Source organism: Candidatus Polarisedimenticolia bacterium, from assembly GCA_035764505.1.
GTDB lineage: Bacteria > Acidobacteriota > Polarisedimenticolia > Gp22-AA2 > AA152 > AA152.
This window is the reverse complement of record DASTZC010000227.1, coordinates 1-22,926: the sequence shown is the minus strand read 5'-3', so window position 1 is coordinate 22,926 and position 22,926 is coordinate 1. Positions and strand designations below refer to the sequence as shown.

The following is a 22,926-nucleotide window of genomic DNA, read 5'->3' as shown; positions in this document are numbered from 1 at the left end:
ATGTTCGGACCCATGTTCAAGCGCCGCGACCCCGAGTCCCAAGGCCCCGGTCCCCTCCCCGGTGCCCCACATGCCGCCAAGGTGCAGACCTCGCACATCCTGCCGCGCCTCGCGAAGAAGCTGTCGATGATGAGCCACTCGCGCGTGTTGGACCTGGGGAGCGTCATCGGCGGAAATCTTCAGTTTTTCATCGAGCTGGGCTGCAAGGTCACGGCGGACAATCTCCTCAAGCCGGTGGAAAAAATCGCCGCGGACCAGTCCGGGAAGCTGGAGCTGGAGCATCCCGATGAGACCTTCGATGCCGTGATCGCCTGGGACGCGTTCGATTTCCTGCCGCGGGCCGACGCCAAGGCGTTCGCGGTGGACCTGCTGCGCATCATGAAGCCGGGAGGGCTGGTGTTCGCCTATTTCACCACCCGCGAGACCGAGCGGCGCGACCCCGGGCGCCGCTACCGCATCCTCGGGAAGGACCAGATCGAATGGCTCCCGGAGGGCAACACCCGCTCCCTGCGCCACATCTACCAGAACCGCGACATCAACCTGATGTTCGAGGGATTCAGGACCCACACCGCCTTCGTCCTGAAGAATGGCACGCGGGAGCTGCTGCTCGAGAAGAAGTCCCCCAACGACGTATCCCCCATGCCGGGTATCACGCCGCTGATCAAATCATAGCCAGCCCGCGATCGACCCTCTTACCGCGTTGCGTCTGGCAAGCCTCGGTCTTAGAAGGTCGAACGGCGCCCTTCCGTTCCAAATCCCGATCCCATACACGAAGTCATGTTTCGCAAGCCTCGCCATTGGCGGCTCGCCATCCTGTTCGTTCTCTTCCTACCAATCCATTGCTCCCGGGAAACGAACGTTCAGAAGAGCCTGGATAACCCGGTGCCATCCGGGACTTGTGGACAGGCTCAGACGGAGGCCTTCCGCCTGGTGCAGAAAGCGGATTACGAGGCGGCGCTGCGAAGGTACCACGACTCCTTGTCGCTGTGTGGCGACAGCGCGGGCTCGCTGCAACGGAGCCAGTTCAGGATCACGGACATCGGTCGAGCGGCACCTGCGCAATGTCCTCGAGTGCTCGAGCTCTTTCGCGAGGTTCCCCCTTCAGAGCGCATCGATTACCTGCAAAACTCCCTGGCGGTCCATTCCTTTTGCTCATCCGATAACTTGGCTCCCTACCTTGACCACCTGGTAGAGGCTGAATCGAGAGAGACCTACGGCGCTGAGGGCTCGCTATTCCATGATCTCGTCGAGGAATATGAAAATGCTCGATTATCGCGGTGGGCTAAGAAGCCGGAGCTCCACCTTCAGCACCTGAAGTCCGCCACCCGGGCGCTATGTCGTGGAGATATACTTCCGGAGGCGATTCGTTCGCTTGAGAAGGGAAACGGGACGGAGCAAACCCCGGTGAGCGGGACCCTGGGGTTGTGGATACTGCAGCCCGCCGCTTCCATCGACAAAGAAACCCGGTCTTGCCTTGCCGCGGCCGCCGCAAGGATGCAAGCAAGCCTGCCTCGTTTTCACCCTGAGTTTCAGCGCCAGGCGAATGAGTGCTTGACTGGCGTCAGAAGCTGCCCAATTGACGGTGCTTGTGCCGAATCTCAAATAAAGTGCTTGCCGCGGCGCCAGGCCTCGGCCAGGGGGATTTTCAGGTCGCGGCAGAGGAACAGGGTCTGACGCTGTTCGTAGGGCATCGCCCAGGGCGAGGTCTCGAAAGTCCGCAGCTCGGTCAGCGTTCCACAGGTCGATTCCAGATCTTCCCGCTCGCTTCCCACGATGAGAAAAGCGCTCGCCCCCGACGGCGGCCCCCAGAAATAGCCGCTGTTGTGCTGCGTCGCCGCTTCCGGAAGGCCGAGCCTGCGGCCGTAATAGTTGAGCGCGCCGGCCTCGCCGTAGTTTCGGGTCACGATGCCGGTGACGGCGCGGACCACGGCGGGCAGCTGCCGGTAGGCCTGCGCCACTCCGGCTGCCAGCTCCTGCCAGCCGAACCGGTCGGCGAAATGCTGCGGCAGCGGCCCTTGCCTCTGGTTCTCCCCGCTGGCCGGCTCGACTCCGAGCGCTTTCTGGTAGGCAACGAAGCGCTCGACCGGCAGGACGGGGACAGCGAAAGGCGCCGTCAAGGCCCCTCCTATTAATAGGAGGGCTCCCACCCCCCAGGCGAGGGCGGGCCGGCGCCGCTCCCCCGTGCCGGCCACGGCGCAGGCGCCCGCCGCGAGCAGCGGCGGGTAGGCGGCGACCAGGTAGTAGGGCTTGCTCCGCTGAAGCGCCAGGATCAGGAAGGTCAGGACGAAGATGATCCCGATGAGCCGGTAGCGACCCCCCGAGTGCGCCCACAGGAAGCCCAGTCCCGCCAGCGACAGGACGATGTTGAAAGGATGCATCTCCAGGAGCTGACTCGTGGTGAAGCCCCAGAAGCCGAGCGCCGCGATCTTGCGCGTTGCCGCGTTGTGCATGAACTCGAGCGTCGCCCAGTCATGCGTCGCCTGCCAGAGCAGGTAAGGAAGGAAGAGCAGGATCGCCAGAACGCCGCCGATCCAGATCTCGCGGCGGGCAAGCTCGCGTCGGTGTGAGGTCAGAAGGAGCGCGCCGGCGAGCGCGGCGCCCAGGGTCAGCAGGCTGATCTTGTTTTGCAGGCCGATCCCCAGGACGAGGCCTAAGGAAATCCACAGCGATGAGCGGCCGGTGCGCAGGAACCGAATCAGAATGAGAAACGCGGCCGCCCAGGCCACCAGGTCGAACGCGTTCATCGAATAGAAGCCGGTGATTCCCAGGTAGGAGGGAACGGTGAGCGCCGCCACCGCCGCCAGACCCTGTCCGAGAAGATTCGCGTCCATCTCGCGCGCCATCCAGCCTGTCAGGATGACGAGAATCGCGCCGCACAGGGCGGGAAGCATCCTCAAGGCAGGAAGCGAGTCGCCGAACAGGCTGCGCCACCCTGCCAACAGAGCGATCGACAGCGGCGGGTGGTCGACGTAGCCCCAATCGAGATGCCGGGCGCAGTCGAGGTAGTAGAGTTCGTCCCGGAAAATCGGATAGCGCCCACCGGTCGTCGCATGCAGCGCCAGGATCGCCAGGGCCGGAATCCCCACGGCGAGCGCGGTCCTCATCAACTCCGACCGCCGTTCCGAATCTCGCACCGGGGCGCGGGACCCCTGGAGGGCGCCCACGGGAACGTCCGCCTCGCTCAACGGTAGAGATCCCCCTGCAGGTATTTGAGACCGGAGTCGCACACCACCGTGACCACCCGCTTGCCGGGACCGAGCTTCTGCGCCTGCCGCAGGGCGACCCAGACGTTCGCACCCGAGGTGATACCGCCGAAGATCCCTTCCTCGCGTGCCATGCGGCGCGCCGTCTCGTAGGCGTCGGCATCGGTCACGGGAACGATCTCGTCCGCCAGGTCCAGCCGGCAGATCGAAGGAACGAATCCGGGGCCCGTCCCCTCCAGGCGATGCCCTCCGGTCGGCTTCATTCCGGACAGCGCCCGCGAGACGGCAGGCTCGAAGGCAACGCAGCGGACGCCGGGCGCCTTGCGCTTCAGCATCTCGGCGTTCCCCGAGAAGCAGCCGCCGGTCCCCACGCCCATGACGAAGGCATCCACCCTTCCATCGAGCGCGGTGAGGATCTCCTCGGCCATCGCATGGTAGGCCTGGCGGTTGTCGGCATTGTTGAACTGATCGGTCCAGAACGCGTCCGGCTCTTCCGCCAGCTCGCGCGCCCGCTCGATGATCGCCTGGATCAGCTCGGCCGTGACTTTGCCGTTCACGCTCGGGATCACCTCGACCTCCGATCCGAAGGCGCGCATCGTCTGCAGCTTCTCCTCGGCGAAGGCGTCGGACGAGACGAAGTGCCCCCGATACCCTTTCACCGCGCAAACCATCGCCAGCGAGCTTCCGGTGCTCCCTCCGGTGTACTCGACCACCTTGCCGCGCGGCCGCAGCTGTCCGCGGCGCTCGGCCCCTTCCACCATCGACAGGGCCATCCGGTCTTTCATGCTGCCGGTGGGGTTGGCTCCCTCGTATTTCACGAAGATTTCCGCGCTTCCGGTCCCGGGGAGCCGCTCCAGGCGGATGAGGGGCGTCCTGCCGATCGACGACAACAGGTTCTTCATCGACGTCTCCTTCGTTGCAAGCGGGTCTGGGGCGAGGCCCCGACTATACGCTCGCGCCCGCCGCCACGGCAACGGCCTTTGCACCACGACGGATGCCGCAACGGCGCATTGCACGGGTTGATCGGAGCGCGCGCGGTGTGCTACGTTTCGCATCCTTCTTACTCACACTCCGGGAGCTCTTCCATGGCGGTGACGCGGCAGATCCGGTTCGGCGACGGCGACGTGTGCGTGATGGTGGGAACAATGAAAGGACTGTTCCTGCTGCGCTCGCGCGGCGGCAGGCGCTCGGAGTGGGAGCTGGGCGGGCCCCACTTCCCGGGGCACAGCGTCTACGGCGTGGGATTCGACTCGCGCGCCGGCCGCAACCGGCTGTTCGCCGCCAACCACAGCTTCCACTGGGGCGCGGTGCTCCAGTTCTCCGACGATTTCGGCAGGAGCTGGACGGCGCCGGAAGCCTCCGGTGTGAAGTTCCCCGCCGACGCCGGCGTCTCGCTCAAGCAGATCTGGCAGATTCGGCCCGGCCGCGCCGAGGAGCCCAACGTGCTCTACTGCGGCGTCGAGCCGGCCGCGATCTTCGAGTCGAAGGATGCCGGGGAGAGCTGGTCGCTCGTGCGCGGGCTGCACGATCACCCGCATCGGGAGCGCTGGGAGCCGGGCGGCGGCGGACTCTGCCTGCACACCATCCTTCCCGATCCTTCGGACCGCAAGCGCATGGTGGTGGCGATCTCCACCGGCGGGGTGTATCGCACCGACGATGGCGGCAAGAGCTGGCGCCCGCGCAACCAGGGGATTCGCGCCGAGTTCCTTCCCGACAAGCACCCCGAGTTCGGGCAGTGCGTCCACAAGGTGGTGATGCACCCCGATCGGCCGGAGCGTCTCTTCGCCCAGAACCACTGGGGTCTCTACCGCAGCGACAACGGGGGCGATTCCTGGGAGGACATCGCCCGCGGCGTCCCCTCCGATTTCGGCTTCCCCATGGCGATCCATCCGCACGACCCCGACACCGTCTACATCGTTCCGCTGGAGTCGGACCAGTTCCGCTGCACGCCGGAGGGGAAGCTGCGGGTCTACCGCACGCGCAACGCCGGCAGCTCGTGGCATCCCATGACACGCGGCCTGCCTCAGAAAAACGCCCTGGAAACGGTGCTGCGCGACGCTCTATCCGTCGACACCCTGGCCCCGGCCGGCGTCTACTTCGGCACGCGCAGCGGGCAGGTGTACGGATCGCGCGACGACGGCGATTCCTGGCGGCTGCTGATGGGAGGTCTGCCGCCGATCGTGAGCGTGCGGGCCGTGGTGATCGGAGAAACCGGCAAGGCTTCGCGCAAGTCTTCCTCCGGTGCCCGGCGCAGGAAGGCTGCTTCGCCCCGCCGGCGACGCCCGGCCAAAAAGGCGCCCACCGCCCGGCGCCGCGGAGCGCGCAAGGGCTCTTCCCGGCGCTGATATGACCATCCTGTTCCACATCGCCTCTCCCCTGCGCAGCTACACCCGCGGCGACGCGCGCGTCGCCGTGACGCTGCCCTCGGGCACCGTCTCCGATGCGATGGAAGCGCTGTGCGCGCTGCATCCCGGGCTGCGCGATCGCCTGCTCAACGAGCAGGGGGAGGTGCGGCCGCACGTGAATATCTTCGTCGGGAGCGAGAGCATCCGCTATTCCGGCGGGATGGACACGCCGCTGCCGGGAGACTGTGAGATCTCCCTGCTGCCCGCGGTGAGCGGCGGCGCCGCGACCGGGCCCGTGCGCGACGACATCCGCAACATAGCCATCATCGCCCACGTCGACCACGGCAAGACCACCCTGGTGGACCGCCTCCTGCAGCAGACGGGCACATTCCGCTCGAACGAGCGGCTGATCGAGCGGGTGATGGACAGCAACGATCTCGAGCGCGAGCGCGGCATCACCATCCTCGCCAAGAACACCTCGGTCCGCTTCCGGGGCGTGAAGATCAACATCGTAGACACCCCGGGGCACGCCGATTTCGGCGGCGAGGTGGAGCGCACTCTCACGATGGTCGACGCCGTGCTGCTGCTGGTGGACGCGGCGGAGGGGCCGATGCCCCAGACCCGCTTCGTCCTCAAGAAATCGCTCGAGCTCGGACACAAGCCGATCGTCGTGATCAACAAGGTGGACCGGCCGGACGCCCGGCCCCATGAAGTCCTCGATGCGGTGTTCCAGCTCTGTTTGGATCTGGGGGCGAGCGAGGCCCAGCTCGACTTCCCGGTGATCTACGCCTCGGCCAAGCTGGGGTACGCCCGGCGCGAGCTGGAGGACACCGACACCGACGTGCTTCCGCTGCTCGAGACGATCCTGGAGAAGGTCGCCCCTCCGGCGGGCGACGTGGACGGCGACTTCCAGATGATCGTGACTAACATCGAGTACAACGACTATCTGGGCCGGCTCGCGATCGGCAGGGTCCTCAAGGGGCGCGTCCACGCGGGGAGCGATTTGGCGCTCATGAAGCTGGACGGGACCGATGAGCGGGCCCGGGTGACGCGGCTGAGCATCTTCGAAGGACTCAAGCGGGCCGACGTCGACGAGGCCGCGGCGGGGGAGATCATCGCCCTGGCCGGCTTCCCCGACGTGGCCATCGGCGAGACGATTGCCGATCCGCTGAATCCTGTGGCGCTGCCGGCCATCCGCGTCAGCGAGCCGACCCTGTCGATGGAGTTCCTGGTCAACGACTCCCCTTTCGCCGGCACCGAGGGGAAGTACGTCACCTCGCGCCATCTGCGCGAGCGGCTGGAGAAGGAGACGCGCAGCAACGTGAGCCTGCGGGTCGACGAGACCGACTCCCCCGATTGCTTCGTCGTGTCGGGCCGCGGCGAGCTGCACCTCGCCATCCTGGTCGAGACGATGCGCCGTGAAGGCTATGAGTTCCAGCTGTCGCGCCCGCGCGTCATCCTGAAGCAGGAGGGGGACACCGTCCTCGAGCCGATGGAGCACCTGGTGGTGGACGTCGAGGAGGAGGCGCTCGGCGTGGTCATGGAAAGGCTCGGAACGCGGCGCGCCGAGATGAGCAACATGACCGGGGCGGGCACCGGCCGGGTGCGCGTGGAGTTCTCCATTCCGGCCCGCGGCCTGATCGGCTTCCGCAACGAGTTCCTGAGCGAGACTCGCGGCAGCGGGATCATGAGCCACGTCTTCGAAGGGTACGGCCCGCATCGCGGCGAGATTCCCGGGCGGACGCGCGGCGCCCTGGTGGTCAAGGAGCCGGGTCTCAGCGTTTCCTACGCCCTCTCCAACCTGCAGGACCGCGGATCGATGTTCATCGGCCCCGGCGTGAAGGTCTACGAGGGGATGATCGTCGGCGAGCACTCGCGCGACACCGACCTGGTGGTCAACGTCTGCAAGAAGAAGCACCTCACCAACATGCGCGCCTCGGGCTCCGACGAGGCGATCCGCCTCACCACGCCCCGCGCCATGGGGCTGGAGCAGTGCATCGAGTTCATCAACGACGACGAGCTGGTGGAGGTGACCCCTCGATCCATCCGCCTGCGCAAGCGCCTGCTGGGCTATCAGGACCGGCGTCGCTCCGAGCGCGAGGTGGTGGAGGCCCTCTGACCCGCCTGAAGCGCTTCGCCCACCGGGGAGCGTCGGCCCTCGCCCCGGAAAACACCCTGGCCGCTTTCGACCTCGCGATACGGCTGGGCTGCGATTGGATCGAGACCGACCTTCGCCTCACCGCCGATCATGTCCCCATCCTCATCCACGACACGCATGTCGAGCGCACCACCGACGGCAAGGGGCGGGTGGACAGCTTCTCCCTGCCGCAGCTGCGCCGCCTGGAGGCCGGGACCTGGGGGAAGTGGAGCCTCCGCGGTGAGAGAATTCCAACGCTGGACGAGCTGCTGGAGTGGGGGCGCGGCGTCCGCTGCGGCATGAACCTGGAGATCAAGGAGGATTTTCACGTCGACGAGCTGGTGCGGCAGCTGGCGGCGCGATTCACAGGCTCCCGCTCCCTGGACCGCGTCCTTTTCTCCTCGTTCCGAGCCGACGACCTGCTCCGTCTGCGCGCCGCCTTTCCCCAGGCCAGGCTCGCCTGGCTCGCCTCGCGGCAAAGCCGCGGACTGACGCCGCTCGATCGCCGTGTTCGCCTGGCGGCCATGCACCCGAAAGACCGTCTGATCAACCCCCGGCTGGTGAAGCGCTGCCACCGGCTGGGGCTGGCGGTGCACGTCTGGGTGGTGAATCAGCCGCGGCGCCTGGCGGAGCTGGAGACCCTGCCGGTGGATGGGGTGATGACGGACGATCCCAGGCTCTTCACGATGTGAGACAATTCGTCGATGTGCATCGACGCGCGCAAGCCCAAGTGTCACAGGGTTTTCCCCAGTCCCTCCCGCCGCAGCGGTCCTCCTGCCATCGGGGCTTGCCAAAAGCCTCCGAATCGATATATTTAACCCCGCATTTTTGGAGACCTGCTTGCCCACTTCCGATATGGTCCTCCACGAGGAAGACTTCCAGGCAATCCGCGATCTGATCCTGAAGCTTCGCAACGAAGCCAACGCCCGGATCGTCTGCCTGGTCGATCGGAACGGCCAGCAAATCGCCAGCGTCGGCGACGTCCAGGGCCTCGACGTGACCGCGCTGGCATCGCTCGCGGCGGGCAACGTCGCCGCCACCGACAGCCTGGCCCGTCTGATCGGCGAGAAGGACTTCTCGACCCTCTACCACGAGGGGGAGAAGGACAACCTCCACCTCTCGATGGTGGGGGGCAGAGTGATTCTCGTGGTGATCTTCGACGAGCGCTCCTCCCTTGGGCTGGTCCGCCTGCGGGTCAAGAAGTATGTCCCGGAGCTGGGGGCGGCGCTGGAGAAGATGCAGCTCCGCTCCAGCAAGGCCCGCAGCGGCAAGACCGCGGCCGCCTCCCCTTTCACCGACATTACCGACGAGGATATCGACAGCCTCTTCGGGAACTGAGGCGGGTCCGCCGATGACGTTCATCAACTACGCCGCCCGCGAGATCAACTGCAAGATCGTCTATTACGGGCCGGGCCTGGGCGGCAAGACCACCAATCTCAAGTGGATCTACGGTAAGAGCAACCCGACCTCGCGCGGCAAGCTGATCTCATTGGCGACCGAAACCGACCGCACCCTGTTCTTCGATTTCCTCCCGCTGGACCTCGGCACCATCCGGGGCTTCAAAACCCGCTTCCACCTCTATACCGTGCCCGGGCAGGTCTTCTACGACGCCAGCCGCAAGCTCATCCTGAAAGGGGTCGACGGCGTGGTCTTCGTTGCCGACTCGCAGGCCGCCCGCATGGAGGCGAACCTGGAGTCGCTGAAGAACCTGCACGCGAACCTCCGGGACCAGGGCTACGACCTGGCGAAGGTCCCCTACGTCCTCCAGCTGAACAAGCGCGACACTGCCAGCGCCGTGCCGGCGGAGGAGATGAGGAAGGCGCTGGCGGTGCGGGGCGAGCCGGTCTTTGAGGCAATTGCCCAGAACGGGACCGGCGTCTTCGACACGCTGAAGGCCATCGCCCGGATGGTCCTGGTAGAGCTGCGCAAGACCGCCTGACCCCCCAGGGGAATATTGACACCCCCTCCCCTCCTCCCTATAATCACGGGTTCCACAGCAGCAAAAGGGGTGTGCATGTACGCCATCATCCGCTCCGGCGGTAAGCAGCACAAGGTCTCCAAGGGCGACGTGTTGAAGCTCGAGAAGCTCGACAAGAAGGTCGGGGAGAAGGTCGAGTTTTACGAAGTCCTCTTCGTCGGCGGCGAGAAATCGGGCGTCAAGGTCGGCCAGCCTCTGGTTTCCGAGGCGCGCGTGGTCGCCACCGTCCTGGGCGAGGGAAAGACCAAGAAGGTCCTGGTGTTCAAGAAGAAGAAGCGCAAGCAGTACCGGCGCACTCAGGGACACCGCCAGCAGTACGTCTCCGTGAAAGTGGAAGACATCATCGTGTAAACGCCGGGGGCCGCAGGCCCCGGGCAGCTCCAGAGGCGCGCCATGGCTCACAAGAAGGCGGGCGGAAGCTCGAGAAACGGCCGGGACAGCAACTCCCAGAGGCTCGGCGTGAAGGTCTTCGGAGGCGAGAAGGTCACCGGCGGGGCCATCCTGGTCCGCCAGCGCGGGACCGTCATCAAGCCCGGGACCAACGTCGGGCGCGGCAAGGACGACACCCTCTTCGCCAAGATCGACGGCACCGTCGTCTATCGCGACCGGGGCCGCCACGGCAAGTTCGTCAGCATCCAACCTCTGAGCTGACCATCCGCCCGCGGCTGAGTCTCGCCGCCGTCGCGGAGCCATCCCCGTCGGGAGGACCGCCATGTTCATCGACCACGCCAAGATCTTCGTCCAGGCGGGGGCCGGGGGGAACGGGTGCGTCTCGTTCCGCCGCGAGAAATACGTTCCGCACGGCGGGCCGGATGGCGGAGACGGGGGTGAGGGGGGCTCGGTCTTCCTCGAGGTGAACGCGTCGCTCTCCACGCTGAGCCCATTCAAGACACGCAGGCACTTTCGGGCAGGACGCGGCCAGCACGGCAAGGGGAGCAACAAGGCAGGGCGCAGCGGCAAGCCGATCACGCTGCTGGTCCCCCCGGGGACGACCGTCGCCGAAGGCGACTTCCTGCTGACCGATCTGACGCAGGTCGGAACCCTCTGGATGGCGGCCAAGGGGGGGCGCGGAGGACGCGGCAACTCGCATTTCGCCAGCTCCACCCATCAGACGCCGATGGAGGCGGAGCCGGGAGAAGCGGGGCAGGAGCGCTGGCTGACCCTCGAGCTCAAGCTCCTGGCGGAGGTGGGGCTGATCGGCTTCCCGAATGTGGGAAAATCGACCCTCATCTCGCGAATCTCCGCGGCGCGGCCCAAGATTGCCGACTATCCCTTCACCACCCTGACTCCTAACCTCGGGGTGGTGGATCTGGGTGATTTCAGGACCTTCGTGGTGGCCGACATCCCGGGCCTGATCGAAGGAGCGCACGAAGGGCACGGCCTCGGGATCCGCTTCCTGCGCCACGTAGAGCGCACCCGGCTGCTGGTGCATCTCGTGGATCCCGCCGCCGGGGAAGACCGCGATCCGCTCCGCGACTGGCAGGTGATCAACCAGGAGCTGAAGGAGTATCGAAGCGGACTGGAGCTCAAGCCCCAGATCCTGGTGATCAACAAGATGGACACGCGCCCGGAGGAGGATCGGCTGCGCCCGCTCGAGAAGGAGGCGCGCCAGCGGGGTATTCCCGTCGCGCGCATCTCGGCGGTCAGCGGCGAGGGGCTCGGCGAGCTGAACGAGGCGATCTGGAAGCAGCTCCAGCCGCTGCGACGGCAGGAGGCAGCCGGCGGCGCGACGCCGCCGGAAGGAGGGAGCCGGCCATCCGCATCAACCGCAAGCTAGATATTGTCCGCAAAGCGGCCCTGGAGAAGAAGGCCGCCGACCCGCTGGCGCTGGACGTGACCGGCGCCTGCTCCTTCGCTGATCTCTTCTTCATCTGCACCGGGCAACAGAAGCGCCAGGTGCAGGCCATCGCCGATGCCATCGAGGCGGTTCTCAAGAAGGAGAAGCTCTCCCCCAGCCATGTCGAGGGGTACGGTACGGGAGAGTGGGTTCTGATGGATTACGATGATTTGATCGTCCACATCTTTACTCCCGAGAGGCGGGATTTCTTCTCGCTGGAGCGGCTTTGGGGCGATGTCCCGCGCTGGGAGGCGGCTGAAAAGCCAAAGAAAAAAAGGACTTCCGGCTCCCGGCGAAGTTGACTTCGCGCAGACCGGCGCCCATATTCCCCTCCTGGTGAGCCACGCGGCTCGCGGAGAAGGAATATGCCGTTTGTGGTGGGAAACACCGCGCTGAGCCTGCTCCACTCCGATCCGGAGATGCGCCGGATCCTGGAGCTCGCCGGACGCGTCGCCGCCAGCGACGCCAACGTCCTGATTACCGGCGAGAGCGGCACCGGCAAGACCTTGCTGGCGGCCACGCTGCACCGGCAGAGTCCGAGGGCCTCCGGACCGTTCGTCACCGTCAGCTGCGCGAACATTTCCGAGGACTTGCTCGAGAGCGATCTCTTCGGACACGAGAAGGGGGCGTTCACCGGCGCCGAATCGCGCCGCATCGGCAGGTTCGAGCAGGCTCACGGCGGCACGCTCTTTCTGGACGAGGTGAGCGAGCTGGGGCCGCGGCTGCAGGGGAAGCTGCTGCGGGTGGTGCAGGAGCGCAGCTTCGAGCGCCTGTCGGGAGACGAGACGATCCAGGTCGATATCCGGCTCATCGCCTCCTCGGGCGCGGATCTCGAGGCGGCGGCCCGGGACGGGAGCTTCCGGAAGGACTTGTACTACCGGCTGAACGTGATCGCGCTGCGCCTTCCCGCGCTGCGGGAGAGGCCGGACGACATCCAGCTCCTGGCCGACGCGTTCCTGGAGGAAGCCGCCTCCCGCCACTCGCGCGGGGCGCTGCGCTTCGATTCGGAGACGCGGGAGCTTTTGCGGTATTATCCCTGGCCGGGAAATGTTCGCGAGCTGAAGAACGTTGTGGAGAGGGCGGTCATCGCCGCCACGGGAACGGCCATCGGCCCGGGGGATCTCCCCCTCTCGGCTTCGGACCGCACGGAAGCAATCCTGCGGGCCGCTACCTCCGAGATGCTGACGCTGGACCGGCTCGAGGCGGCCTACATTCGTGAGGTACTCCGGACGACCCGAGGCAACAAGACGGAAGCGGCGAGAATCCTGGGGATCAACCGGAAGACGCTGCTCGAAAAGCGCAAGCGCTACGGCATCCCCTGACGGGAGCGAGGCACGACAAGAATGACCAAAAAGCAGATAGATACGATGAGGAAGAAGCTCCAGGACAAGCGTCGGGCGCTGGTGGCGGCTTACGTCACGAACAAGAACTACGGCCGCGACACCGAAGACGGCGACACGCAGGACATCGCCGACAAGGCCTCGAACGCCTACACCAAGGAGTTCCTCTACTCGCTCAGCAACACCGATCGGAACGTCCTGCAGCTGGTCGACGACGCGCTGGAGCGCCTCAAGCACGGCCACTTCGGGGTCTGCATGGAGTGCGGCGAGAAGATGCTCCCCAAGCGGCTGGACGCCGTCCCCTGGGCCCGCCATTGCATCTCCTGCCAGGAGCGGGAGGAAAAAGGGCTCCTCTGATCGAAGGCCCTTGAGGCCCTCGAGGCGATCGTGAAGCTGAGAACCTTCCTGATGCTCCTGGCCGCCTCGGGGCTGGTCTTCGTCCTTTCCCTCCTCTACACGCCCAACCGGGAAATTCTGAACCAGAAAATCTTCCTGGCCGAGAGCCTCTCGATGCCGGTGTGGGGCACCTTTCTGCTGGTCGCCCTGGCGTCGATGGCGGTGCCGGTCCTGTTCGGACTGCTGCGCGACGTGAAGCAGGTCATGGACAGCGTCACCCGCCGGCGCGCGCTCAAGACCCGCAAGGAAATCGAGGTGCGCTACGTCCTCGGGATCGAGGCGATCCTCAACGGGCGCGAGGAGAGGGCGCTGGAACACTTCAACGCCATCCTGCAGATGGACCCCGGCCATTTCGAATCGCTGATCAAGGCGGGCGACGTGCACCGCGACCTGGGACGCACGGCCCAGGCGTTGGAGCTGCACCGGCGGGCCCGCCAGGCGCGCGAGAACGACCTGCGTCCTCTGTTCGCGCTGGTGGACGATTACGAGAGTGCCGGCGACACGGTCCTGGCGCGCGAGACGTTGACCCAGATCATCGAGCGCAAGCCGAAGCGCGCGCTCAGCGCCTACCGCAAGCTGCGCGCCCTGCTGGTGCGCGAGGAGGCCTGGGAGGAGGCACAGGAGATCCAGCGGAAGATCGAGGAGCTGTGCGGCGAGACGCTGCGCAAGGAGGACCGCCGCTACCGGACGGGCATCCCCTACCAGGTCGCCGTGCGCCACGCGGCGGAGGATCGGCCGAAGGAGGCGATGGCGATCCTGCGGCGCCTGCTGAAAGAGCAGCCCGACTTCGTCCCGGCCGCCTGGAAGCTCGGGAAGGTGCTGATCGCCGCGGGTGAGTCGGATGATGCAGTGGAAATCTGGAGGCGCGGCTTCGAGGCCACCTCCTCCGCCGTCTTCCTGACCGCCCTGGAGGACCATTTCCTGCAGCTCGAGGAGCCGGAACGCGCCATCGAGGTATTCAAGCAAATGGCCTGGAAGGCGAAGCGCGACGTCGTCCCCCGCTTTTTCCTGGGAAAGCTCTACTACCGACTCGAGATGCTGGACGAGGCGCTGGATGTGTTCCGCGCCCTCCGTCCCAAGGTGAGCTACGGACCGACGATCTCCTTCTACATCGCCCGGATCCTGGAGCGCCGCGGCGATCCGCTGCAGGCCGCCCGCGAGTACAACCACCTGCTCGGGCAGATGGACCCGCTGCGGCTGGAATTCCGCTGCGGCTCCTGCTCGACGCGCTATTCGGCCTGGCGCGACTACTGCGAGACCTGCGGCGAGTGGAACACCATCCAGCTCGATCTGAAGGAACAGCTCACACTCGAGGAGATGGGCTTCAATCCCGCGATCGTCTACGCCTCGCAGGAATCGCAGGAATCCAACGAAATCGCCTGAAGCCGGCGGTGCGGCAGGGGTTCAGCGCCGCCCGGGGGAAGGATCGTGCCGCTCCGCCTGGCGGCGGAGCATTTCCTTCACGGGCACGGGAAGATCGTTCCAGTGGGTGCCGCTGAGAGCTCCCTGAAGCGCATAGAGAAGGTTCTCGGTCGCGCCCGCCTCACAGGCCCGGATTCTCTGGTAGGCCTGCACCGCACCCACGCGCCGCAGCTCGGCCTCGTCGTAGATCCCGATGCCGTTGAGCCAGCGCTCGGTCACCTTGCCGATGTTCTTCAGCTCGGAGAGGGTCGAAGCTCTTTCGCGATCGTCTCCGCTCGATATCACGACTCCTCCTTCGGGTCCGGCGCGCGCGGCGCGCCTCACTATAGCTCCGCCGCGAAACGGGGAGCAAGAGGAAATCAGCTCACCACCGGGCCTTGCCGGAAATCTCGGCGAGCCGCTGGCGAAACCGCCGGCGCCACCCTTCCGGCAAGCTCTCCAGTCGCGCTGCCTGGTCCAGCGTGCCGGCATCGGCGTCGGCGCCGTCAAAGGTGAGTCGCTGGATTGCGGAGACCGTCAGGCTGCCTGCATCGCGAAACTCGAGCTCCACCTCGTCGTCCGCCTCCAGCGTCCCCGCAACCGCGACGCGGAGGTAGAAGCCCGATCGGAGGCTCTCCAGGAAGCGCTGTGGGAAAGTATCGTCCTCCATCCTGATGCCCAGCTTGAAGCAGGGAACCCGCGGTTGGGAGATCTCGAGCAGCGCCGAGCCGATGCGGTAGCGATCGCCGATGCGCGCCTCGTCCTCGGTCAGTCCCGAAAGGGTGAGGTTCTCGCCGAACTGGCCATAAGGCAGAGCACGGCCCAGCTCGGCGCTCCAGGTCGGGTAGTGCTCCATCGGATAGGCGTAAACCGCCTTGTCCACACCGCCGTGCACCCGCAAGTCGGCCTGCCCGTCGCCCTCCAGGTGGAGCGCCCCGACCTCCACCTTTCCCTCCACCGGCACCTTGAAGATGCCCGTGCGCACCTTGCGCCCCTGCCATGCGATCGTCCTGGGCTTTCCGACATTTACCGATACGACCTTCATGCGGGGCTCCTCTTTCCAGGCGGGATGCGCCGGTCACCCCTTGGATGCAGCGTCCCCGTCCGGCGATTCCAATCTTCCGCGGAACAGCCTGATGCCGCGGAGTTGACTCGCCGCGCCCGATCTCATACCCTCTCGGGACTCTTGCACCTTGTCTTGCAGGGCTCCCGCTCCCCGCACAGGACATCCCGTGACGAGAATCCTGAACCGGCCGAGGCGCCGGAGAGATCCCGCCGGGAAGCTCTTTAGGATGTGGCCATGACCCGTATCGCCAATCGAAGCAGCCTGCCGCTGGCGCTCATCGTGCTGGACGGCTGGGGACACAGCGAGCGACAGGATTTCAACGCGGTGGCGCATGCCGACGCGCCGCACCTGCGCCAGATTCTCGAGGACTATCCTCGGACGCTGCTGCGCGCTTCCGGCGAGGCCGTCGGTCTCCCCACGGGGGTGATTGGCAACTCGGAGGTCGGACACATCTGCATGGGGGCGGGACGGGTCGTCTTCCAGGACCTGAGCCGCATCAATCTCGCGATCGAGTCGCACGAGCTGGATCGCAACGAGGTCCTGCTCGAGCTGATCGACCGGGTCCGGGCAGCCAAGGGGCGCCTGCACCTGATGGGCCTGGTCTCCGACGGCGGCGTGCACAGTCATCTCGATCATCTCAAAGCTCTCCTGCGCATCGCCCGGCGGCGGGACGCGGGCGAGATCTTCATCCATGCCTTCACCGACGGGCGCGACACTCCGCCGCGCTCCGGTCTCGGTTACCTTAAGGATTTGAGCGCTTACCTCGAGATCGAAGGGGCCGGCTCGATCGCCACGGTCGTCGGCCGCTATTTCGCGATGGATCGGGACAACCGCTGGGATCGGACGGAGAAAGCCTACCGTGCTCTGGTGTTCCGCGACGGGACCGTGGGAGATCGCGTCGAATCTGTGGTGCAGTCGGCCTACGAGGCGGGCGTCACCGACGAGTTCCTCCCCCCGGCCGTCCTCCCCGTCAAGGGAGACCTCGCTGCCGGCGCCATACGGGACGGCGACGCCCTTCTGTTCTTCAATTTCCGCGCCGATCGGGCCCGGCAGCTCACCCGCGCCCTTGCCGACAAGGAGTTCGATCGCTTCGACCGCGCCCCGGTCCCGCGCCTCGCCGGCTTCGCCGGCATGACGCGCTACGACCGGAGCTTCTCGCTGCCGTTCTTCTTCCCGCCCCAGAACATCGAGGGGAACTTCGGGCAGGCCCTGTCGGCGGCCGGTTTGCCACAGCTGCGCCTCGCCGAGACTGAAAAATATGCGCATGTCACCTTCTTCTTCAACGGCGGCGAGGAGCGTACCTACTCCGGGGAGGAGAGGATCCTGGTGCCGTCGCAGAAGGTGGCCACCTACGATCTCAGGCCTGAGATGAGCGCCCCCGGCATCGCGCAGGAGCTCATCCGCAAGGTGGGAGAGAAGAAGGACCTGGTGGTCATCTTGAATTTCGCCAACTGCGACATGGTCGGCCACACCGGGGTCTACGCGGCGACGGTGTCGGCGGTCGAGGCGGTGGACCGCGCCGTCGGCTCGGTCCTGAAGGCGATCCGCGAAAAGGGCGGCACCGCCCTGGTCACCGCGGATCACGGAAACGCCGAGCAGATGGTCGATTACGCCACCGGAGAGCCGCATACCGCGCACACCACGAATCCGGTCCCCTGCGTGCTGGTCAGCGAGCGCCACAAGGGGAAAAAGCTCCGGGAAGGCGGCCTGCTTTCCGACGTTGCCCCGACCTTGCTCGAGATCCTGGAGCTGGACGCACCCAACGAGATGGAGGGCCGATCCCTGATTTCGGGGTGAGGCTTGACGTTTCCGACCTTCCGGCGGCTCCTCGCGCCACTGGCCGCCGCGCTCCTCCCGGCCGACTGCCTGGTCTGCCGTGGCCCCCTTCCCGCCATTCAGGAAGGTGGAGTCTGTCCGCCATGCTGGCGGTCCTTCCGCCGGCTGGAGGGACCCTGCTGCCGGCGCTGCGGCGAGCCGGTGTTCGCCTTCGAGCATCCCTCGCCGACTCCCGCCTACCTGTGCGGCGAATGCCGGCATCGCGACCGCCCTTTCGATCGCTGCCGGTCATCTGGGATTTACGAAGGGTCGCTGCGCGACGCCATCCACCGGGTGAAGTTCGATGGTGAGCGCGCCCTCGGACGCCGCCTCGGCCGATGGATGTTCCGTTCCCTTGCGGGCGAGACCGCCGAGGTCGACTGGATCGCACCGGTGCCGCTGCACCCGCGCCGGGTGCGCGAGCGCGGCTTCAACCAGTCGGAGCTGTTGTCCCTGGCGGTCGCCGAGGCCTCAGGCGTGCCGCACGCACCGCGCCTGCTCCTCAAGACGACGCCTACTCGCTCGCAAACCACGCTCGGCAAGCGTGACCGCCGCCGGAACCTGCGCGGGACCTTCGCCCTCGGACCCGGCGCGGCGGTTCTGGGAAAGCGCATTCTGCTGGTGGACGATATCTTCACCACGGGGTGCACCATCGAGGAGTGCGCCCGGGTCCTGCGGCGCGGTGGCGCGCGGGGGGTCCGGGTGGTGACCCTGGCGCGCACGGTGCTCTGACACGGGAAGACAGCCGGCCTGTCGGCCGGGCACGGGTGGGGTTGACTCCCTCGTGCGGCCGGACATAATGATTGGATGCAGCGCAGCTTCATCTTACGGTTCCTGGCCGCGGCGATTCTCGTCTTCAGTGGCGGCGTCGAGGCGCGCCCCGAAGCCCCCGCCGCGGCGCCGGTTTCCGTCTTCGCGGCCAACGGCACGGTGGAGGTGCTCGAGAAGATCGGCGAGGCCTTCACCCGCAAGACCGCGACGCTGGTGCAGGTAACCGGAGGCACCTCCCCGGCTCTGGCCTCGAAGATCCTGTCGGGAGCGAACGCCGATCTCTTCGTCTCCTCCACCCGCGGAGTCCTGGCGCAGCTGCTTCGGACGGGGATGGTGAACGAGGACTCCAGCTATCTCTGGGCCACGAACAGCCTGGTGGTGGTCGCCCCTTCCGGAACCGAGCCGCTCCGCTCCCCGCAGGAGATCGGCGCCGCGCGCTTTCGCCGCGTCGCGTTTCCGAACCCCGAAGCCACCGTACCGGGTCCTTTCGTCCGGCAGGCCCTGACCACCGCCGGTATCTGGGAGACGATACGCCCCCGGATGATCCCGACTCAGGATGCCGAGAAGGCGCTGGCGCTGCTGGAAGCCGGCGAGGCCGATCTGGCCATCGTCTACGCCACCGAAGCGCGGCGCCGCTCCGGCGCGCGGGCCGTTCTCACGCTGCCCCACGACAGCCACGAGAAGATCCCCTACCTGGTCGTCCTGGTGGCGCACCCCGGTGCCTCGCCCTATGCGAGGTCGTTCCTCGATTTCCTCAGATCCCCGCAGGCCCGCACGCTCCTCGAAGAGGCCGGATTCACGCCCGAGTTTTAGTGTCGTGCATCAGAAATAGCTGCCCTTACAGCCGACCGGCCAGAAAATGGCCGGCGGCTGAACGGCAACACGTAACCTTGCGGTCGGTGTTGACTCGGTTTCTGAAGCGCGACACCGGAGAATTAGGGGGAAAACTACAGGGGAGGAGAAAAACTCTTATCTGAAGCGGGGTCGCTTTCCGCCGGGGTGGAAAGGAAGCGGAGGATCAGGGCCTGTTCCGCCGGGTCCTTGATGCGGGTGAAGAGCTTCGTACCCAGGGCGCGGATGGTTGCGACCCGCTCGAAAGGAAGGCGCTCATGCATGCTTCCTCCCGGGAAGTGGCAGGGAGTACATCGATGCTCGAGAACGGGCAGGATCTTGGCGAAGTCGACCGGTTCATCGGCTGGCGCCGCCGGCGGTGTGGGGAAAGAAGACACGACCTCCGCCGGCAAGGGTTGCGCCGCGGCGTCGATGTCCTGCGCCGGCGGAGCAGGAGGCACGCGACGCGCCTCCATGGGATGAGCGCATCCCAGCAGCATCATTGGCATCAGCAGGAGTCCGGGGGCGAAGCGCATGAAGCCATTGTACGCCCGCTCGCTGGTGCGTCGCGTCGGTTTCTTCGTGGATCCGGGTGACTCAGGATGCCGAATAGCGCCGCAGGAAGCGCTGCTTGCCGAGAGGGGCGAGGCGGGCGTAGACACCCCGGGCCGGCTTCAGGTAGCTGTCCCAGATCTGCAGGAACAGGAGAAGCCGCTCCAGGTTGTCCTTCGGGACCCAGACGCCATGGTTGTTGATGCAGCGGTAGATGGCGACGCCCGAGGAGGAGGTGTAGTTGACCGGCTTCAGCACCCCGATGCACCAGGGACACTTGACGATGCGCGTCTTGTCGCTTTCATGCAGATGGAAGCTGGGGCGGAACTGCGTGGCGTTCTCGATCGATTTGGATGGGAGCCCGCGCCGTGCCGCGTCGATCAAGTCCTTGAGGCGGCCGTCCTCCAGCCAGACGCCGCCGCAATGAATGCAAAGATCGATGTCGACGCCCAGGTACTCGGTCGCCTGGAGCGCTCCGCCGCAACCGGAACAGGTCAAGCTCGCCTCCGTGGTATCCCGTCCCTATACGCTGAAAAGCCGTGTCCTGCAAGGCTTTTATGCGAACGGCCGCAAAGTTCCCTGCGCCCGCGCGCGTCTGCGACCGGCGTGTCAAGATTCCAACGGCGCGACCTTGCGCTTCCGTCAGGGAAGAGCCGAAGAGGAAGCCGGGCGAGGCCAGCCGTGGGACGCCCGGACCCGTCACGGGCGCGGCGCGGTTTGACCCTTCCGGGAGGGCGCATTATCATGATTACCCTTTGAAACTCGCTAAACTTTGCCGAATACCGACCCTTTCTCCCGGCGTCAGGCCGGGACACTCCTGACTCCCGAACGAGGTGAGCATTTGACGACCCGGCGAACTCGGTGGATTTCCCCGCTCTCAGGCTCGATGGCAATCACGGCTCTGGCGCTCCTCTCGGCAATGGCGATCGCGGCCGACGCGAAGCCGCCCCTCTCGGTCTACTTCGAGACCCAGCTTCCCTACTATTACGAAGGGGACGATCTGCCGGTCGCCATGACGGTGAAGAACAACTCCGAGGCGACCTACGACAACGCCAAGGGGCTGAATCTCCTTCCGGGGCTGGTGGTCGAGGACGCCAAAGGAACGAAGCTGAAGATGGCCGAAGGTGCTCCGATCGCGCTGACCCAGCCCAAGAGCCTGGAGAAGAGCGCCTTCTTCGGACGCATCCTGCCGATCAACGAGCTGTTCCCGGGGCTGCAGAAGGCCGGCAACTACCGCCTCACCTGGAAGGGAGAGAACGCCGCCAGCAACGAGATCATCCTGCACATCGTGCAGAAGTACGATCCCAAGAAGGATTATCGCGTCCGCTTCGAGACCGATTTCGGCAACATCACGGTCGAGCTCAACAAGGATCTCGCCCCACGGCACGTGCGTAATCTGGTCGACCTGATCCACCAGGGCTTCTACAACGGCAATCAGTTCCACCGGATCATCCCGGGAGTGGCGATCATCGGCGGCTCACCCACCGGGGACCTGGCGGCCGGCTCGGGCTACAACCTGGATCCGGAGCCTTCCAAGGCCCCGATCGATGCGGGGACGCTGATCCAGGCGAGAAATCGGGAGACCGGCTCGATGGACTCGGGATCCCACATCATGATCACGGCGGTCGCGCGTCAGGATCTGCGGGGGGCGGTGACCGTCCTCGGAAAGGTCGTGGAGGGAATGGACACGGTCAAGACGCTGGCCCTGGTCCCCACCCTGAAGACCCAGGGAGCCGCTCCCGGCACGCCGGAGAAGCCGGTGAAGCCTCTGCTGATCAAAAAGGCGACGCTGACGGAGGTTACCGGCAAGGAGACCAAATCCGCCGGAGGCGCGGGCAAGAATTAGGCGGGATCGACGCGGATACCCAGGAGCTTCGGAGGGGTGGAGTCCACCCCTTCTATCCCCTCCACCTGAAAGAGAAACTCATCGAAGTCCTTGCCGGCGGCGTAGGTCCGGCGATTTCCCTGTCCATCGATGAGGAGAATCGTCTCCAGCTCCCAGACCACCGTCGGTGACGATTCCGGGATCGGTACGGGGACCGGGAAGTAGTGCTCCACGGGAGACGTCGGGCCAAGCTTCCAAATCCCCACCGCGGTGAGGTCGGGGTTCTCGCGGGACCGGCACAGGGCGCGAATCTCGGCGACGCCGCTCTGGCGATCCAGAGCGCCGATGCTGAGCACGATTGCCTCCCCCGCGCGCACGCGAAGGAGCCCCTCTTCGAGAGGGATCGGCTCCACGGGGTTCAGCTTCTTGTTCATTCCCTTTTTTTCCCGATGGGTCGAGTATAGGAACCCGCCGCGCGGCGTGTCAACCCCGCCGCGGCGCCGCGGGCTCCGGCTCGCCGTCATCCTGCTGCTCTTTTCCGCCCTTCCTCTGGGCGCCGCCGAGGAGAAGGACTGGAACCTGCCGACCAAGGACTGGTATCAGGGGCCGGTACGCTACCTGATAACCAAGGCCGAGGAGAAGCAGTACCGGGGACTGGGCTCCGAGGAGGAGCGCCGGAAATTCATCGAGGACTTCTGGGCGCGCCGCGATGCCGACCCCTCGACCCCGGCCAACGAGGCCGAGCTGCTGTTCAGCCGTCGTGTCGCGGAGGCCAACCATCTGTTCCGGGACGCCCCCTACCCGGGGTGGAAGACCGACCGGGGGAAGTTCTACGTCCTGCTGGGTCCGCCCGACGAGGTCCAGCAGGGAACCGCGACTTCGCCGCGCGGTAAGGAGGTTCCCTTCTTCACCTGGTTCTATCACCAGCCGCGCTTTCCCGGCATGGAACGCGACACCGAGATGAGGTTCATCCGCACCAATTCGACGGAATTCGAGCTCACGGATCGGTTGGCGATGAACCGGCTGGAACAGCTGATGGGAACGCCGAAGCTGCTGGCCATCCAGGCGACGGCGGCCCAGATCCCCCCGGAACCGCAAAAGCTCCTGGACACCATCGCCGCCTCACAGCCATCCATCGATCCGAAGCGCTTCCGCACCCACTACGACTTCTTCCTGGCGAAGGACGGAAGCACGTCCGTCCTGGTGACGCTCGGGATCCTGCGCTCCGATCCCCCCGTGAACTGGGTGATCTACGCCCGGTTCTCAGACGGCACCGCCGCCTACGACCTGGCCCGTCCCGACTCGTTCCGGACCTCCGATGCCGCCGCCGGGAACGTGGACGGCTTCCGCCTCTACCAGGGACGCGTCTCGGTCCCGCCTGGGACCTATTCGCTGTTCATCGGCGTGCGCAACCCGGTGACCGGCGAGC

General features: G+C 66.1%; 25 protein-coding genes. 18 read left to right on the top strand and 7 right to left on the bottom strand.

The window, feature by feature from the left end; translation table 11 throughout:
• Positions 1–12: 12 nt before the first annotated feature.
• Entirely contained in the window at positions 13–672 is a 660-nt protein-coding gene (locus VFW45_15190) for a methyltransferase domain-containing protein (protein HEU5182129.1), read from the top strand.
• Between the two features lie 926 nt (positions 673–1,598).
• Here VFW45_15190 and VFW45_15185 read toward each other — a convergent pair.
• Together VFW45_15185 and VFW45_15180 are read right to left on the bottom strand one after the other, a co-directional pair.
• Entirely contained in the window at positions 1,599–3,104 is a 1,506-nt protein-coding gene (locus VFW45_15185) for a glycosyltransferase family 39 protein (GenBank protein HEU5182128.1), read from the bottom strand.
• A gap of 77 nt (positions 3,105–3,181) precedes the next feature.
• Positions 3,182–4,105, bottom strand: a complete 924-nt coding sequence (locus VFW45_15180) for a cysteine synthase family protein (protein ID HEU5182127.1) — start codon at positions 4,103–4,105, stop codon at positions 3,182–3,184.
• 183 nt (positions 4,106–4,288) lie between these two features.
• Between VFW45_15180 and VFW45_15175 the strand changes: the two genes are divergently transcribed.
• The 12 genes from VFW45_15175 (at position 4,289) to VFW45_15120 (ending at position 14,619) form a co-directional block, all read left to right on the top strand.
• Positions 4,289–5,548, top strand: coding sequence for an exo-alpha-sialidase (locus VFW45_15175; GenBank protein HEU5182126.1), 1,260 nt, complete (start codon positions 4,289–4,291; stop codon positions 5,546–5,548).
• 1 nt (position 5,549) lies between these two features.
• Positions 5,550–7,667, top strand: coding sequence for a translational GTPase TypA (typA, locus tag VFW45_15170; GenBank protein HEU5182125.1), 2,118 nt, complete (start codon positions 5,550–5,552; stop codon positions 7,665–7,667).
• A complete protein-coding gene (locus tag VFW45_15165; protein HEU5182124.1) occupies positions 7,589–8,377 on the top strand; it encodes a glycerophosphodiester phosphodiesterase family protein in 789 nt (262 codons plus the stop codon). The genes typA and VFW45_15165 overlap by 79 nt, the downstream gene beginning before the upstream one ends.
• 148 nt (positions 8,378–8,525) lie before the next feature.
• Positions 8,526–9,023, top strand: a complete 498-nt coding sequence (locus VFW45_15160; protein ID HEU5182123.1) for a roadblock/LC7 domain-containing protein — start codon at positions 8,526–8,528, stop codon at positions 9,021–9,023.
• A 13-nt stretch (positions 9,024–9,036) separates the two neighbouring features.
• On the top strand, positions 9,037–9,624 hold the full coding sequence (locus VFW45_15155; protein ID HEU5182122.1) for an ADP-ribosylation factor-like protein: 588 nt from the start codon (positions 9,037–9,039) through the stop codon (positions 9,622–9,624).
• A 75-nt stretch (positions 9,625–9,699) separates the two neighbouring features.
• The gene (gene rplU / locus VFW45_15150) at positions 9,700–10,014 is read left to right on the top strand and encodes a 50S ribosomal protein L21 (GenBank protein ID HEU5182121.1); all 315 of its coding nucleotides are present in this window, start codon (positions 9,700–9,702) and stop codon (positions 10,012–10,014) included.
• Positions 10,015–10,056: 42 nt separating this feature from the next.
• Positions 10,057–10,314, top strand: a complete 258-nt coding sequence (gene rpmA, locus VFW45_15145) for a 50S ribosomal protein L27 (protein HEU5182120.1) — start codon at positions 10,057–10,059, stop codon at positions 10,312–10,314.
• A 61-nt stretch (positions 10,315–10,375) separates the two neighbouring features.
• The gene (obgE, locus tag VFW45_15140; protein ID HEU5182119.1) at positions 10,376–11,440 is read left to right on the top strand and encodes a GTPase ObgE; all 1,065 of its coding nucleotides are present in this window, start codon (positions 10,376–10,378) and stop codon (positions 11,438–11,440) included.
• Positions 11,419–11,802: a ribosome silencing factor gene (rsfS, locus tag VFW45_15135; protein HEU5182118.1), complete on the top strand. Its 384-nt coding sequence runs from the start codon at positions 11,419–11,421 to the stop codon at positions 11,800–11,802. The genes obgE and rsfS overlap by 22 nt, the downstream gene beginning before the upstream one ends.
• A gap of 63 nt (positions 11,803–11,865) precedes the next feature.
• Complete coding sequence (locus VFW45_15130; protein ID HEU5182117.1) at positions 11,866–12,822, top strand: sigma-54 dependent transcriptional regulator; 957 nt, start codon at positions 11,866–11,868, stop codon at positions 12,820–12,822.
• 45 nt (positions 12,823–12,867) lie between these two features.
• Positions 12,868–13,197: a TraR/DksA family transcriptional regulator gene (locus VFW45_15125; protein HEU5182116.1), complete on the top strand. Its 330-nt coding sequence runs from the start codon at positions 12,868–12,870 to the stop codon at positions 13,195–13,197.
• A gap of 30 nt (positions 13,198–13,227) precedes the next feature.
• Positions 13,228–14,619 (top strand): tetratricopeptide repeat protein, encoded by a 1,392-nt coding sequence (locus tag VFW45_15120; GenBank protein HEU5182115.1) that lies wholly within the window; start codon positions 13,228–13,230, stop codon positions 14,617–14,619.
• 21 nt (positions 14,620–14,640) lie between these two features.
• Here the strand turns inward: VFW45_15120 and VFW45_15115 are convergent, their stop codons facing one another.
• Together VFW45_15115 and VFW45_15110 are read right to left on the bottom strand one after the other, a co-directional pair.
• Entirely contained in the window at positions 14,641–14,943 is a 303-nt protein-coding gene (locus tag VFW45_15115; GenBank protein ID HEU5182114.1) for a TfoX/Sxy family protein, read from the bottom strand.
• Between the two features lie 79 nt (positions 14,944–15,022).
• The gene (locus VFW45_15110) at positions 15,023–15,682 is read right to left on the bottom strand and encodes an MOSC domain-containing protein (GenBank protein ID HEU5182113.1); all 660 of its coding nucleotides are present in this window, start codon (positions 15,680–15,682) and stop codon (positions 15,023–15,025) included.
• 255 nt (positions 15,683–15,937) lie between these two features.
• Here VFW45_15110 and gpmI point away from each other — a divergent pair, with 255 nt between their 5' ends.
• The 3 genes from gpmI (at position 15,938) to modA (ending at position 19,102) form a co-directional block, all read left to right on the top strand.
• Positions 15,938–17,500, top strand: a complete 1,563-nt coding sequence (gene gpmI, locus VFW45_15105; protein HEU5182112.1) for a 2,3-bisphosphoglycerate-independent phosphoglycerate mutase — start codon at positions 15,938–15,940, stop codon at positions 17,498–17,500.
• Positions 17,501–17,503: 3 nt separating this feature from the next.
• Positions 17,504–18,250: a ComF family protein gene (locus tag VFW45_15100; GenBank protein ID HEU5182111.1), complete on the top strand. Its 747-nt coding sequence runs from the start codon at positions 17,504–17,506 to the stop codon at positions 18,248–18,250.
• A 75-nt stretch (positions 18,251–18,325) separates the two neighbouring features.
• A complete protein-coding gene (gene modA / locus VFW45_15095; protein ID HEU5182110.1) occupies positions 18,326–19,102 on the top strand; it encodes a molybdate ABC transporter substrate-binding protein in 777 nt (258 codons plus the stop codon).
• A gap of 134 nt (positions 19,103–19,236) precedes the next feature.
• On the opposite strand, the gene VFW45_15090 is transcribed toward modA, so the two are convergent.
• Both VFW45_15090 and VFW45_15085 read right to left on the bottom strand, forming a co-directional pair.
• Positions 19,237–19,656 (bottom strand): hypothetical protein, encoded by a 420-nt coding sequence (locus tag VFW45_15090; GenBank protein HEU5182109.1) that lies wholly within the window; start codon positions 19,654–19,656, stop codon positions 19,237–19,239.
• A gap of 61 nt (positions 19,657–19,717) precedes the next feature.
• Positions 19,718–20,170, bottom strand: a complete 453-nt coding sequence (locus tag VFW45_15085; GenBank protein ID HEU5182108.1) for a zf-TFIIB domain-containing protein — start codon at positions 20,168–20,170, stop codon at positions 19,718–19,720.
• A 388-nt stretch (positions 20,171–20,558) separates the two neighbouring features.
• Between VFW45_15085 and VFW45_15080 the strand changes: the two genes are divergently transcribed.
• Complete coding sequence (locus VFW45_15080; GenBank protein HEU5182107.1) at positions 20,559–21,518, top strand: peptidylprolyl isomerase; 960 nt, start codon at positions 20,559–20,561, stop codon at positions 21,516–21,518.
• Here VFW45_15080 and VFW45_15075 read toward each other — a convergent pair.
• Positions 21,515–21,931 carry a hypothetical protein gene (locus VFW45_15075; GenBank protein ID HEU5182106.1) on the bottom strand — a complete coding sequence of 139 codons (417 nt, stop codon included), beginning with the start codon at positions 21,929–21,931 and terminating at the stop codon, positions 21,515–21,517. The genes VFW45_15080 and VFW45_15075 overlap by 4 nt on opposite strands.
• Before the next feature lie 46 nt (positions 21,932–21,977).
• Here VFW45_15075 and VFW45_15070 point away from each other — a divergent pair.
• The coding region (locus VFW45_15070) for a GWxTD domain-containing protein (GenBank protein HEU5182105.1) at positions 21,978–22,926 on the top strand (949 nt) is incomplete at its 3' end.